This is a genomic window from Pseudomonas sp. 8(2025) (assembly GCF_052665325.1).
In genome coordinates this window covers 33,699-46,447 of sequence record NZ_JBQOIE010000018.1, presented here as the reverse complement: position 1 = coordinate 46,447, position 12,749 = coordinate 33,699, and the positions used below count along the sequence as shown (strand labels likewise).

Below are 12,749 nucleotides of genomic sequence, written 5' to 3'. Positions count from 1 at the left end.
TTTTCAGGGGCAAACGCATCATGCCGGGGCGAGGGAGGAGGCAGAGGATCGCGGGCGCATATTTTTTATAAGTATTTGTCGCATAAACACAATTTGCATCCCGGGAGCCGCTCTAGACTGCTGGCCACTTCGATTTGCCCCCCCAATCGAAACCAGCCAATAAAAGCCTCCGTCTCCTGGAGTTATAAATGAACAAGTTTGCGCTGTTCGGTGCCCTGGCACTGTCGCTGTTTTCCTTCACCGCTTCGGCCGACGAGGCCAAGCCGATCCGTATCGGTATCGAAGCCGGCTACCCACCGTTCTCGATGAAGACCCCCGACGGCAAGCTCACCGGTTTCGATGTCGACCTGGGCAACGCCCTGTGCGAGCAGATGCAGGCCAAGTGCACCTGGGTCGAGCAGGAGTTCGACGGCCTGATCCCGGCGCTGAAGGTGAAGAAGATCGACGCCATCCTGTCGTCCATGACCATCACCGACGACCGCAAGAAGAACGTCGATTTCACCATCAAGTACTACCACACCCCGGCGCGCTTCGTGATGAAGGCCGGCACCAGCATCAAGGACCCGCTGACCGAGCTCAAGGGCAAGAAGGTCGGTGTGCTGCGGGCCAGTACCCATGACCGCTTCGCCACCGAAGTGCTGGTGCCGGCGGGCATCGACCTGGTGCGCTACGGCTCCCAGCAGGAAGCCAACCTGGACATGGTCTCCGGCCGCGTCGACGCGCTGCTGGCGGATTCGGTGAACCTCGACGATGGCTTCCTGAAAACCGACGCCGGCAAGGGCTTCGCCTTCGTGGGCCCTGAGTACAACGATCCGAAATACTTCGGCGGCGGTGCCGGCATTGCCGTGCGCAAGGGGGATCAGGAACTGGCCGGGAAATTCAACAAGGCCATCACCGAGATCCGTGCCAACGGCAAGTACAAGCAAGTGCAGGACAAGTACTTCGATTTCGACGTCTACGGCGAGTAAGCCCGGGCGTTGAAAAAGGTGGTTGCCGGGGGCCGGCAGCCACCTTTTTTGTGCGCCACTGTTTTATTCTGCGCCACGCCTTTTTCTGATCTCCGGAGTTGCCATGCAACGCATCGACCATTCCTTGCTCTGGGGCCACCTGGGCACCCAGCGCCAGCTCAGTGTGTTCCGCTTTGGCAGCGGCCCGCGCAAGGTGTACATCCAGGCCAGCCTGCACGCCGACGAACTGCCCGGCATGCGCACTGCCTGGGAGCTCAAGCAGCGCCTGGCGCAGCTGGAGAGCCAGGGGCGCCTGCAGGCTGTGGTCGAGCTGGTGCCGGTGGCCAATCCCATCGGCCTCGACCAGCAGGTGCAGGGCAGCCACCTGGGGCGTTTCGAGCTGGGCAGCGGCAAGAATTTCAATCGCGCCTTCGTCGAGCTCAGCGGCCCGGTGGGCGACTTGATCGGCAAGCAACTGGGGGACGACGCCACGGCCAATATCGCCCTGATCCGCCGGGCCATGGTCCAGGTGCTGGATGAGCTGCCAGCGGCTGATTCGCAGCTGCAAGCCCTGCATCGCTTGCTGTTGCGCCATGCCTGCGACGCCGACATCACCCTCGACCTGCATTGCGATTTCGAAGCGGCGATCCACCTCTATGCCTTGCCCCAGCACTGGCCTCGCTGGCAGTCCCTGGCGGCGCGGCTCAAGGCCGGGGTGGCGCTGTTGTGCGAAGACTCCGGCGGCAGCTCTTTCGATGAATCCTGTTCCGCGCCCTGGCTGCGCCTGGCCCGGGACTTTCCGCGGGCGGCGATTCCCCCGGCAAACCTGGCCGCCACCCTGGAGCTGGGCAGCATGGGCGACACCCGGGTGCAGCAGGCCCGGGCCAACTGCGAAGCCATCCTGGGGTTTCTCGCCGAACAGGGGCTGATCAGCGGCGAGTGGCCGGCCGCTCCGCAGCAGTGCTGTGAAGGCATGCCCTTCGAAGGCACTCAGTACCTGTTCGCCCCCCACCATGGCGTGGTCAGTTTCCTGCGCGATGCCGGAGAGTGGGTGGAGCGTGGCGATGCGTTGTTCGAAGTGGTGGACCCCTTGAGCGATCGCGTCAGCACCGTGTGTGCCGGCACCAGCGGCGTGCTCTTTGCCCTGGACCGTGGGCGCTACACCCAGCCGGGCATCTGGCTGGCCAAGGTGGCCGGCCGCGAGGCGATTCGTGAAGGCAAGCTGATCAACGACTGAACCGCCCCCGCAGGGGTCGATCGGGCGTTGGCTGGCCAGCGCAAGCTGCAGCGCGCCCACCCCTTGATCCGGCGTCACGCCCTGCGCCGGCCAGCCGGCTCCTATGACAGATGTGCCCATGCCCCGAGTGTCGCTGTGCATCCGCCTGCTGTTCGCCCTGTGTCTGCTGGCGGCGACGTTCAATCACCTGCGCGCCGCCTTCGAGCATGGCCTGCTCTGGGATTATGGCTACGGCGCCGCCACGCCCCTGGCCAGCCGGGCCTTCTGGGGCTCCCTGACGCTGTTCGATCCGCTGGCGGCGCTGCTGCTGTTGGTGCGCCCGCGCTGGGGCCTGCTGCTGACCCTGGCAATCATCCTGCTGGATGTGCTGCACAACAGCCTCTACGTGGCGGCCCATGGCCAGTGGCTGGAGACCTTCTACCTGTCCCAGGTGGGGTTTGCGCTGGCGGTGCTGCTGTGCTTGCCGCTGGCCTGGCGGGGGCTGGGCAGATGAACGCTCGGGACTGGCAGTGCTAGGCTCTGGCGACCCGTTTTTACCCCTTCAAGGAGCTACACATGATCCGCTACCTGGCGCTGTTGGCGCTGCTGGCCGCGCCTTGGGTGCAGGCCGCCGATGTACTGCACGATGACCTGCCGCTCAAGTACCTGGAGCAGGCCCCGGCCGAGCCGCGCAACCAGCCGCTGGTGATTTTCCTGCATGGCTACGGCAGCAACGAGGCCGACCTGTTCGGCCTTCGCCAGCGCCTGCCGGCGAGCTACACCTATGTGTCGGTGCGGGCACCGCAGACCCTGGAGGAGGGCAGCTACCAGTGGTTCCACCGCAAGGGCCAGGGCCCCTACGACGGTGTGACCAGCGAGCTGGCCAGCGGCGCCGAGCTGATCGGCCAGTTTGTCCGCGCGGCGCTGGCCAAGTACCAGACCCAGCCGGACAAGGTGGTGCTGGTGGGGTTCAGCCAGGGCGCGGTGATGGCCTATGAAGTGGGCCTGCGACATCCGCAGTCGGTGCGGGGCATCGCCGCCTTGAGCGGGAAGATCCTGCCGGTGCTGGCAGCGCAGGTGAAGAACAACCCGAGCCTGCAGCGCCTGGGCATCTTCATCGGCCATGGCACCCTTGACCAGCGCCTGCCCTACAGCGATGCGGTGGATGCCCAGCGCTTGCTGCAGGGGTTGTCACTGCAACCGCAGTTCCATGCCTACCCGGGCCTGGGGCACAGCATCAGCGAAGCGGAGATCGACGACCTCAAGGGCTGGCTGCAGGGGCTCAACCCCTGAGCCGGCACGGGGTCTACTGACCGAGGATCTGCTTCATCAGCGCGGTGTGGCCGGCCTTGTCGGTGGCCCGGGAAATTATCTGGATCACCGCCATGCGTGTGCCGGAGCCGGCAATCAGGGTGGAGTTCAGGGTCAGGCCGCCGCCCATGGTGGCGGTGCTGTCGATCTGGCGCACGCCAAGGCCCTTGAGGGTCATGTTCTTTTCGCTTTGCTTGCTGAAATCCGGCAGCGCCGCGGCCTGTTGCGCGAGAAAGCCGCTGACCGCGTCATCGAGAAAGGCGGCGTCGTTGTCCTGGACCTTGGCCCCATGGGGAATGGTGTTCTGCGCCGCGATCACCACGGTACGGGTGGTGGAGTTGGAATACAGGGTGCCGCTGGCGCCCTCGGTGCCATTGGCCTCGCTGCCGGCCGGCAGTACCGAAGCGCTGAACCCCTTGGGCAGGGTGAAGGCGAGCTTGCCGTCGAGGACTGCGACCTTCTCCCCCGAGTCCTGCCTGGCCGCGGATTTGCTGGCGGCGACCGCGTTCAGCGCGCCCAGGCCCGCTACGGTGGCGAACACCAGGACCAGGGCTTTTCTAGCGAAAGATGACATGCGCAATCTCCGGGCAGTGATCAAAGGCGCGCATCATCCCACGGCCGTTGCGGCCTGCTCCACAAGGATTTTTCAGCGCGGCTCCGATGACGGCCAGCCAAGGCTTGTAGGAGCTGGCTGGCCAGCGAAAACTTCCGCCAGCCCGGTGCAAGACTCAAGGGCCCCTGTGCCGGCCAGCCGGCTCCTGCACAGTGGCTCGCAACAGCCGCTTGCTCAGCCCCAGGACCAGCATCGACGCTGCCAGCGCCACCGCGAAGGCGAGCATGCCCAGCGGGGGCAGGGCCAGTGCCAGGGCCAGGCAGAAGGCGGCGAAGGCGTACAGGCCGGTGGTCAGGGAGCGCAGCAGGACAGTGGTGAAGGCCACGCCACGACTCTGATGGGAGAACACCGCAAGGACGCTGCCAAGCACCGGGAACACCGCGAGCATGCCGCTCCAGCGTTCGCCAACGGTGCTGGCCAACAGGGTCACGGCCAGGGTCAGCAGGGCACCGGCGAGCATCCGGTAGGGCAGTTTGTCGGAGCGCGGCCCCGGGCTGGGGGGCAGTTCGCCCACCGGCGGAAACAGCCGTGGGGCCAGGAGCAGGGCGCTGGCGGCGCAGAGGCTGGAAAAACCCAGGGATGGCGGCACCTGGGCGATGACCGTGGCCAGCAAGGCCCACACCAGGGTCGCAATGGCCAGGGCCCCGGGCCAGGAGAAGCGCTGCGCGGCATGGGTATAGGCGACGCTGAAGGCGATCATCGCGAACACCGCCGACAGGGCCGCCACCGCGGCATGGGTGGCGAACACCTGGCCCTGCTCCAGGGCCAGGAACAGCAGGATCGGCCCCACCACCACGGGAAATCCCGCCAGCCAGCCAGCGACATTCGGGCCCCAGCGCTTGCTCGCCAGGGAGATCAACCACAGAAATCCGGGAACGGTCAGCAGTTTCAACAGCAGCATGGGCGCACTCGGCGGATGAACGGTGCGCCACGCTAGCATCCAACGAAGCGATTGGCGCGTATCTGCAGGCAGGGAAGTGGCCGGGAGTGAAGTGCAGGGTCGTTTTTTCTTGTACAGATAGAAAGTATTGAATCGATTAAAGGCTTATTTGTACAAGTATTTGGGCTTAAAAGGCATTTTTTTCCTATAAAAATTGTACAAAAATTAAATTGTCGTATAGGTTTTTAAGGTGTGGGATGTGCCGATAGCTGCTCAGTTTTTCAAGGGGCGGCGGTCGCTGCCCACGCTTTTTGGGCTCCGAGGTCAGGCCCGGGTGGAACCGGGGCTGGGTCAGTTAGGTGGTCGACCACCTCGGAGGCCTTTTTTCCTTGGCACGTGCAAGGAAATTGCCCGCCCTGCCAGCCTTTCGGAAGCCATGCGCCATGCACGATCCTCTCTCCCAGCACTTTCACGGCATTTTGCAGGGGTTGGGTGAAGACCCGACCCGCGAGGGCTTGCGGGACACCCCGCAGCGAGCCTCAAAAGCCTTGCGTTATCTGTGCCATGGTTACGAAACCAGCCTCGAAGAACTGGTCAACGGTGCGTTGTTCAGCTCCACCAGCGACGAGATGGTGATGGTCCAGAACATCGAGTTGTATTCCCTGTGCGAGCACCATTTGCTGCCGTTCATTGGTCAGGCTCATGTGGCTTACATCCCCACCGGCAAAGTGCTGGGCCTGTCCAAGGTGGCGCGGATCGTCGACATGTATGCACGACGCCTGCAGATCCAGGAGAACCTCACGCGGCAGATTGCCGAGGCGATCCAGGAAGTGACCCGGGCGGCCGGGGTGGCGGTGGTCATCGAAGCGCGGCACATGTGCATGATGATGCGCGGGGTCGAGAAGCAGAACTCGCTGATGAACACCTCGGTAATGCTGGGGGCCTTTCGCGAGTCGGCCAGCACCCGCCAGGAGTTTCTTCAGCTGTTGCGCAGGCAGCCTTGAATGAAACGCAGGCGGCGAGTGGGCGTGGCCCGGTTGCTGTGGCTGCTGGTGGTGCTCAGCGCTACGGCCAATGCCGGTTGGCAAGAGTCGTTGCCCAATGCGCGGCTGCTGGGCAGCGGCGAGTTCAGCTGGTTCGGCTTCAAGGTCTACCACGCGCGGCTCTGGGGCACGACGTTGCCATTGACGGCCGATCGCCCCTTCGCCCTGGAACTGACCTACCGGCGCACGATCAGCCGCGACGATCTGGTGCAGACCAGCCTCGACGAGATCCAGCGCCTGTCCGGCAGCGCGGTGAGCCCGGCGCAACTCAAGGACTGGCAGGCGCAGATGCAGCGCGCCTTCGTCGATGTCGAACCGGGCCAGCGCATCACCGGGGTGTTCCTGCCCGGGCGCGGGGTGCAGTTCTTTGTCGACCAGCGCTTGCAGTACAGGGTCGAGGACGAAGCCTTCGCCCGAGCGTTTTTCGCCATCTGGCTCGACCCGCGCACGCGCAATCCGCAGTTGCGCGCACAACTGCTGGGCCAATAGCGGGCGCAGCACAGGAGATATTCCATGCTCAAGCAATACTTGCTAGTGCTGTGCCTCGGCCTGGTCGCATGCAGCGACACCGACGTCAAGCAGTACCGTGACCAGGAGCCCGAGCTGGAACTGCGGCAGTTCTTCAAGGGTCGTGTCGAGGCCTGGGGCCTGTTCCAGAAGCGCTCCGGCGAGGTGATCAAGCGTTTTCATGTGCAGATCGACAGCCGCAGCGAAGGCGAGAAATTCATCATGCACGAAGACTTCACCTACAGCGACGGCACCCGCCAGACCCGGGTCTGGACCCTGGTCCCCGCGGGGCCCGGCCTGTGGCGCGGGACCGCCGACGATGTGGTCGGCGAGGCCCGGGGTGAGGTCGCCGGCAATGCCCTGCGCTGGCGCTACGTGCTCAACCTGCCGGTGGATGGCAAGACCTACCAGGTGCACTTCGACGACTGGATGTACCTGTTGGACGAAAACACTCTGGCCAATCGTTCCTACATGACCAAGTTCGGCTTCGAGCTCGGGCAGGTGACGCTGTTCTTCCGGCGTCAGCCCGGCTGATCGGGCCGGGTCGGGGCCTCAGGACGGGTCGTCGAGAAAGCGCCCCTGGTGATCCGGGCTTGGCAGTAAACAGACGTCGAGACGGCCGAACAACCGATAGCGATTGCGCGCAATAAGGTCGTAGACCCAATCCCGCAGCGGCCGGGGAACCCCGCGCAACAGCCGCAGCCAGCGCCAGGGCGCCGGCAATTGCGCCATCAGGCGGATAAACGCATCGGAGCGCTGGGACAGCCGGGCTTCCTCGATCAGCAGCACGCTGTCGAACTGTTCGGTGGGCAGGCCGAACCAGGCCAGCAGCGCCTGGCCCTGGGGCGATTGCACCGAGGCCAGCTTGATCCGCCGCTGGCTGTCGTGGCGGATGACGAAGCGCACCGAGGCATTGCACAGCTTGCACACGCCATCGAACAGCAGCACCCGGTCGCCGGGTTGCAGGAAAGGGGGCAGAGGTTCGGGGGGCGTCGCAGTGCTGTTCACAGGGCTACCTTGGGCCAGAAAATACTCACTGCCGAAGGTTTCGGCGCAGGGCACAACCTGCGCAGCATACTCGCCTTGGCGGGGTAAATTCAGGCTTGGGTGCCCGCATTGAAACGTCTAAGCTGGGCCCCTGCGCCAATCCGCCTGGGAAATATCCGTGAAATTCAGCTTGCCGAAAATCGCCACCGCGCCCTTTTGCCCGCCGGAGGTGGCGGGTTCCGTCGCCGTCGACCCCGGCGCTTCCCTGTGGCGCCGCCTGCTGCGCTTTGCCGGCCCCGGGCTGCTGATTTCCATCGGCTACATGGACCCCGGCAACTGGGCCACGGCCATCGAGGCCGGCTCGCGCTACGGCTACAACCTGCTGTTCGTGGTGCTGCTGGCGAGCCTGGCGGGGATGGCGGTGCAGTGCCTGTGTTCCCGCCTGGGGATCGCCACCGGGCGCGACCTGGCCCAGCTCTGCCGCGAGCGCTACAGCACCCGTTCGGCGCGCACCCAGTGGCTGCTGGCAGAGGTTTCGATCATCGCCACCGACCTGGCCGAAGTGCTGGGCTGCGCCCTGGCGTTCCACCTGCTGCTGGGGGTGTCCCTGAGCACCGGGATCGTCATAACCGCCTTCGACACCCTGCTGGTGCTGGTCCTGCAGAACCGCGGCTTCCGCCGGCTGGAGGCGATCATGCTGGCGCTGGTGGCGACCATTGGCGTGTGCTTCTTCATCGAGCTGCTGCTGATCAAGCCCTACTGGCCGGACGTGGCCCGGGGCTTTGTACCCTCGCTCTCGGCCATCGGCGACGCCGCGCCGCTGTACCTGGCCATCGGCATCCTCGGCGCCACGGTCATGCCCCACAACCTCTACCTGCACACCTCCGTCGTGCAAACCCGGCTGGTGGGCAACGACCGCGCCAGCCGCGCCGACGCCATCAAGCTGGCGCGGATCGACACCATCGGCTCGCTGGCCCTGGCGCTGCTGGTGAACGCGGCGATCCTGATCCTCGCCGCCGCGGCCTTCCACAACACCGGCCACAGCGATGTGGTGGAGATCCAGGACGCCTACCACCTGCTCGACCCGCTGGTGGGCGGGGCCCTGGCCAGCGTGCTGTTCGGCGTGGCGCTGCTGGCTTCGGGGCAGAGCTCGACCTTCACCGGGACCATTGCCGGGCAAGTGATCATGGAGGGTTACCTGAACCTGCGGATTCCCTGCTGGCAGCGGCGCCTGATCACCCGTGGGCTGGCCCTGATCCCGGCGTTCATCGGCGTCTGGCTGCTGGGTGACGGCGCCGTGGGCCAGTTGCTGGTGCTGAGCCAGGTGGTGCTCAGCCTGCAACTGCCGTTCGCCCTGTACCCGCTGATCCGCATGACCAACGACCGGCGCCTGATGGGCGAGTTCGTCAACCGCTGGCCGACCCGGATCCTCGCCTGGAGCCTGTTCGCCATCATCGGCGCGGCCAATGCCTGGCTGATCCTGCAAATGGCCCTGTAGGAGCCGGCTTGCCGGCGAAGGGGCCTTCGGATCCTGCCCAAACCTTGCTGCCGCCTTCGCTGGCAAGCCAGCTCCTACGGGGCGGGGCGGCGGTCCCAGTAGGGCTCGGGGCCGAATTTCTCGACGAAGAAGTCGATCACCGTGCGCACTTTCACTGACAGCCGTCGGCTGCCGGGCCAGAGGGCGGCGATCTGTTGCGGTTCGAGGCTGGTGGCCACGTCGAAGTCTTCGAACAGCGCCACCAGCCGGCCCTGGTGCAGGGCTTCGCCAATCAGCCAGGAAGGGAACATCACCAGCCCCAGGCCCTGTTCGGCGGCCTGGGTCAGGGTGTCGGCGTGGTTGCCGGTCAGCGGGCCCTTGACGCTGTAGGGCGTCCAGTCTGCCCGGCCCTGGCGGAAGAACCAGCGCTGCTGGCCGGTCTCGCCCTTGTAGGCCAGGCACTGGTGCCGCTGCAGTTGCTCCGGATGCTGCGGGGTGCCGTGCCGGGCCAGGTACGCCGGGCTGGCCGCTACCCGGTAGCGCTGCGGGGCCAGCAGGCGCGCCTGCATCGAGGAGTCTTCCAGGGTGCCGATGCGAAACAGCAGGTCAGTGCCGTCCTGCAAGGGGTCGATGTAGCGGTCGGTCTGCTGGATATCCAGCTGCAGCTTCGGGTAGCGCCCGTGCAGTTCACCGAGCCAGGGCGACAGGTGGCGCTGGCCAAAGACCACCGGGGCGTTGATCCGCACCAGCCCGGCCGGTTCGTCCTGCTGTTCCTGCAACGCCTGTTCGGCTTCCTCCCACTGCGCCAGCACCCGCCGCGCGTGGTGCCCCAGCAGGCGCCCGGCCTCGGTGGGGCTGACGGCGCGGGTGTGGCGGTAGAGCAACTGCTGGCCCAGGGCCTGTTCCATCAGTTGGATCTGCCGTGAAATGGACGAGGGCGCCAGCCCCTCGCGGCGCGCCACGGCAGAAAAACTGCCCTGGTCGAGCACGGCGATAAACAGGCGCAGGGCCTTGAAACCGAGGTCGTTGAAGCCGTGCATGGGTCGATCCCGCTGTGCGTTTTGCGCAAAAGTGTTGTCGGCATGCTCCCATTTATCGCAAAGCTTGCGCAATCGATAATGCCGGCCATTCCTTGATGTCGAGCAGGTGTTGCATGTCCTCTGAAACGATAGAAGTACCGCTGCCCAACCCGGTGGCGAGCGCTGTACCCGCTGCCGGCTGGCAGCGTCTGATGCTGTTGCCGCTGGTGATCCTGGCGGGCATGGGCCTGTCGGTGGAGGCCGGTCTGCTGGGCCCGCTGGGGAGCCAGGTGGGCCATTTGTGGGCGACCCTGAGCATCTTCGGCGTGGGCACGGCGCTGCTGTTGCTGCTGCTGTTGTTCAGCGGTCCGCAGCCCGGCCCGGCCTTCAGCCAGTTGCCGCGCTGGCAGTTGCTGGGCGGGGTGCTGGGGCCGATCTACGTGGTGGTGCTGACGTTGGCCACGCCCCATATCGGCATTGCCATGACCATGATCGCGATCCTTTCCGGGCAGGTGGGCAAAAGCGTGCTGATCGACCATTTCGGCTGGTTCGGCAGCGCCCGCAAGCCGGTCAATGCCGAACGCTGGCTGGCCCTGGCGCTGATTGTGCTGGCCCTGATCCTGATTGCCCGAGGTTGAAGATGAATCTGTTTCTATTGCTGGTTGTGGTGGTGGCCGCCGGTGCGGTGCTGAGTGTGCAGGCGGCGATCAATGGCCGCCTGGGGGAAAGCGTCGGTGTGTTGCGCAGCAGCCTGCTGACCTTTGCCGTGGGTGCCCTGATCACCGGGCTGCTGATCGTGTTTTTCCAGCCGCCCCAGGCCATGAGCCTGCTGCAGGCGCCGAAATGGCAACTGACCGGTGCGCTGTTCGGCGTGGTCTACATGCTGGTGATGGTGGGAGCCGTGCCCCGGGTCGGCACTGCGGTGGCCACGGTGGCGGTGATTCTCGGGCAGTTGGGCATGGGCATGCTGATCGACAACTTCGGCTGGTTCGGCAACCCGGCCATCGAACTGTCGCCCAGCCGCCTGCTGGCGATGCTGTGCCTGACCCTGGCGCTGCTGTTCATGTACCGCAGCAGCGTGCGCCGCGCCTGAACCCGCTTCAATCGCCCTCCAGGCACGCGGCGCCAGCCAGTGCCACCTGGGCGTCTTCACCGGCCTTGACCCCGGAAACCCCCACCGCGCCGACCACCTGGCCGCCGACGCGGATCGGCACGCCGCCTTCCAGGGAGGTGAGCAGCGGCGCCGAGAGAAAGGCGCTGCGCCCGCCATTGACCATGTCCTCGTAGGCCTTGGTTTCGCGCCGGCCGAGGGCCGCGGTGCGGGCCTTTTCGGTGGCGATATAGGCACTGATCGGCGCGCAGCCGTCGAGGCGTTCCAGGGCCAGGGGATGGCCGCCGTCGTCGACCACGGCGATGCTCACCGCCCACCGGTGGCGCTGGGCCTCGGCGCGGGCGGCGGCGAGGATGCGGCGGGCTTCGTCTTGACCCAGTACGGCTTTGTGCTGCATGGCGAGCTCCAGGGGCGTGAGGTTCAGGGCAGGGCGGCTTCCAGCACTTCGATCCAGTGCCGTACCGGGGTCCGGCCGGCGCCGTCGAGGTGGCTCTGGCAGCCGATATTGGCGGTGGCAATGAGGTCCGGCTGGCCGCTTTCCAGGGCCTGCAGCTTGTCGTCCCGCAGTTGCCGCGCCAGCGCCGGCTGGGTCAGCGAATAGGTGCCCGCCGAACCGCAACACAGGTGGCTGTCGGGCACCGCGGTGAGGTGAAAGCCCAGGCGTTGCAGCAGGCGTTCCACGGCGCCGCCGAGCTTCTGCGCGTGCTGCAGGGTGCAGGGGCAGTGGAAGGCCAGGCGCTGGTCGCTGTGGGCGCCGAGCTGTTCCAGGGGTTCGTCCCGCAGCACTTCCACCAGGTCCCGGGCCAGGGCACTGACGCGCTGGGCCTTGCTGCGGTAGGCCGGATCATGGGCCAGCAGGTGCTGGTAATCCTTGATGAAGGCGCCGCAGCCGCTGGCGGTCTGGACGATGGCTTCGGCCCCCAGTTGCAGGTGCGGCCACCAGGCGTCGATATTGCGCCGGGCGCGCTGCAGACCGGCTTGCTGGGCATCCAGGTGATAGTCCACCGCGCCGCAGCAGCCGACCTCGCTGACCGGTTGCACGCTGATGCCCAGGCGATCCAGGACCCGCGCTGCGGCGGCGTTGGTATTGGGTGACAGCCCCGGCTGCACGCAGCCTTCGAGCAGCAGCACGCGCCGTGCATGGCGCAGGGGCGGACGCGGTTTGGCGGTGGGCACCTGGCGCGGCAGCTTGTCCTGCAGGGCCTGGGGCAGCAGCGGGCGCAGGCGGCTGCCGCCATGGATCAGGGCCTTGAACAGCTGCGGGTTGGCGCTCAGCGCCCGCAGGCCGCGGCGCAACAATTGCTGGCCGGCGGGCCGGGGCAGGGCGGCATCCACCGCGGCGCGGCCGATGTCCAGCAGGTTGTGGTAGTCGACCCCGGAAGGGCAGGTGCTTTCGCAGTTGCGGCACGACAGGCAGCGGTCCAGGTGCTGCTGCGTCTGGGCGGTGGCCGGGGCGCCTTCGAGCACCTGCTTGATCAGGTAGATGCGCCCCCGCGGGCCGTCCAGCTCATCGCCCTGCAACTGGTAGGTGGGGCAGGTGGCGTTGCAGAAGCCGCAATGCACGCAACTGCGCAGGATGCGCTCGGCTTCGGCGGCCCGGGGCAGTTGCCGGGCCTCGGGGCTGAGGGTGGTCTGCAT

At 66.2% G+C, this 12,749-nt stretch carries 16 protein-coding genes; 10 read left to right on the top strand and 6 right to left on the bottom strand.

The window, feature by feature from the left end; genetic code table 11:
• Positions 1-188 precede the first annotated feature (188 nt).
• The 4 genes from ACUXVH_RS27025 (at position 189) to ACUXVH_RS27010 (ending at position 3,456) form a co-directional block, all read left to right on the top strand.
• Positions 189-968: an ABC transporter substrate-binding protein gene (locus tag ACUXVH_RS27025; protein ID WP_011060550.1), complete on the top strand. Its 780-nt coding sequence runs from the start codon at positions 189-191 to the stop codon at positions 966-968.
• Between the two features lie 103 nt (positions 969-1,071).
• Positions 1,072-2,184, top strand: coding sequence for a succinylglutamate desuccinylase/aspartoacylase family protein (locus tag ACUXVH_RS27020; protein ID WP_065363557.1), 1,113 nt, complete (start codon positions 1,072-1,074; stop codon positions 2,182-2,184).
• A 118-nt stretch (positions 2,185-2,302) separates the two neighbouring features.
• Positions 2,303-2,677 carry a hypothetical protein gene (locus ACUXVH_RS27015; protein ID WP_026020012.1) on the top strand — a complete coding sequence of 125 codons (375 nt, stop codon included), beginning with the start codon at positions 2,303-2,305 and terminating at the stop codon, positions 2,675-2,677.
• Positions 2,678-2,739: 62 nt separating this feature from the next.
• A complete protein-coding gene (locus ACUXVH_RS27010; RefSeq protein WP_053150529.1) occupies positions 2,740-3,456 on the top strand; it encodes an alpha/beta hydrolase in 717 nt (238 codons plus the stop codon).
• Positions 3,457-3,469: 13 nt separating this feature from the next.
• Here the strand turns inward: ACUXVH_RS27010 and ACUXVH_RS27005 are convergent, their stop codons facing one another.
• Together ACUXVH_RS27005 and ACUXVH_RS27000 are read right to left on the bottom strand one after the other, a co-directional pair.
• Entirely contained in the window at positions 3,470-4,048 is a 579-nt protein-coding gene (locus tag ACUXVH_RS27005) for a hypothetical protein (RefSeq protein ID WP_065363558.1), read from the bottom strand.
• A gap of 154 nt (positions 4,049-4,202) precedes the next feature.
• Entirely contained in the window at positions 4,203-4,988 is a 786-nt protein-coding gene (locus ACUXVH_RS27000) for a hypothetical protein (protein WP_065363559.1), read from the bottom strand.
• A 422-nt stretch (positions 4,989-5,410) separates the two neighbouring features.
• Between ACUXVH_RS27000 and folE the strand changes: the two genes are divergently transcribed.
• Genes folE through ACUXVH_RS26985 form a run of 3 tightly spaced genes read left to right on the top strand, consistent with a single transcriptional unit; the run spans position 5,411 to position 7,051 of the window.
• Positions 5,411-5,971 (top strand): GTP cyclohydrolase I FolE, encoded by a 561-nt coding sequence (gene folE / locus ACUXVH_RS26995; protein WP_015635048.1) that lies wholly within the window; start codon positions 5,411-5,413, stop codon positions 5,969-5,971.
• Positions 5,972-6,499, top strand: coding sequence for a chalcone isomerase family protein (locus tag ACUXVH_RS26990; RefSeq protein WP_065363560.1), 528 nt, complete (start codon positions 5,972-5,974; stop codon positions 6,497-6,499).
• 24 nt (positions 6,500-6,523) lie between these two features.
• On the top strand, positions 6,524-7,051 hold the full coding sequence (locus ACUXVH_RS26985; protein WP_065363561.1) for a DUF3833 domain-containing protein: 528 nt from the start codon (positions 6,524-6,526) through the stop codon (positions 7,049-7,051).
• A gap of 18 nt (positions 7,052-7,069) precedes the next feature.
• Here ACUXVH_RS26985 and ACUXVH_RS26980 read toward each other — a convergent pair whose 3' ends face one another.
• The gene (locus tag ACUXVH_RS26980) at positions 7,070-7,525 is read right to left on the bottom strand and encodes a thiol-disulfide oxidoreductase DCC family protein (RefSeq protein WP_065364701.1); all 456 of its coding nucleotides are present in this window, start codon (positions 7,523-7,525) and stop codon (positions 7,070-7,072) included.
• Between the two features lie 178 nt (positions 7,526-7,703).
• On the opposite strand from ACUXVH_RS26980, the gene ACUXVH_RS26975 reads away from it, so the two are divergent.
• On the top strand, positions 7,704-9,002 hold the full coding sequence (locus ACUXVH_RS26975; RefSeq protein ID WP_370505844.1) for an Nramp family divalent metal transporter: 1,299 nt from the start codon (positions 7,704-7,706) through the stop codon (positions 9,000-9,002).
• 74 nt (positions 9,003-9,076) lie between these two features.
• Here the strand turns inward: ACUXVH_RS26975 and ACUXVH_RS26970 are convergent, their stop codons facing one another.
• Positions 9,077-10,021: a LysR family transcriptional regulator gene (locus ACUXVH_RS26970; RefSeq protein WP_011060561.1), complete on the bottom strand. Its 945-nt coding sequence runs from the start codon at positions 10,019-10,021 to the stop codon at positions 9,077-9,079.
• Between the two features lie 113 nt (positions 10,022-10,134).
• Here ACUXVH_RS26970 and ACUXVH_RS26965 point away from each other — a divergent pair, with 113 nt between their 5' ends.
• Together ACUXVH_RS26965 and ACUXVH_RS26960 are read left to right on the top strand one after the other, a co-directional pair.
• A complete protein-coding gene (locus tag ACUXVH_RS26965) occupies positions 10,135-10,638 on the top strand; it encodes a DMT family transporter (protein ID WP_011060562.1) in 504 nt (167 codons plus the stop codon).
• 2 nt (positions 10,639-10,640) lie between these two features.
• The gene (locus ACUXVH_RS26960; protein WP_041117272.1) at positions 10,641-11,093 is read left to right on the top strand and encodes a DMT family transporter; all 453 of its coding nucleotides are present in this window, start codon (positions 10,641-10,643) and stop codon (positions 11,091-11,093) included.
• A 7-nt stretch (positions 11,094-11,100) separates the two neighbouring features.
• Here the strand turns inward: ACUXVH_RS26960 and ACUXVH_RS26955 are convergent, their stop codons facing one another.
• On the bottom strand, positions 11,101-11,508 hold the full coding sequence (locus ACUXVH_RS26955) for a heme-binding protein (protein ID WP_065363563.1): 408 nt from the start codon (positions 11,506-11,508) through the stop codon (positions 11,101-11,103).
• Between the two features lie 23 nt (positions 11,509-11,531).
• On the bottom strand, positions 11,532-12,749 hold the full coding sequence (gene glcF / locus ACUXVH_RS26950) for a glycolate oxidase subunit GlcF (RefSeq protein WP_445496359.1): 1,218 nt from the start codon (positions 12,747-12,749) through the stop codon (positions 11,532-11,534).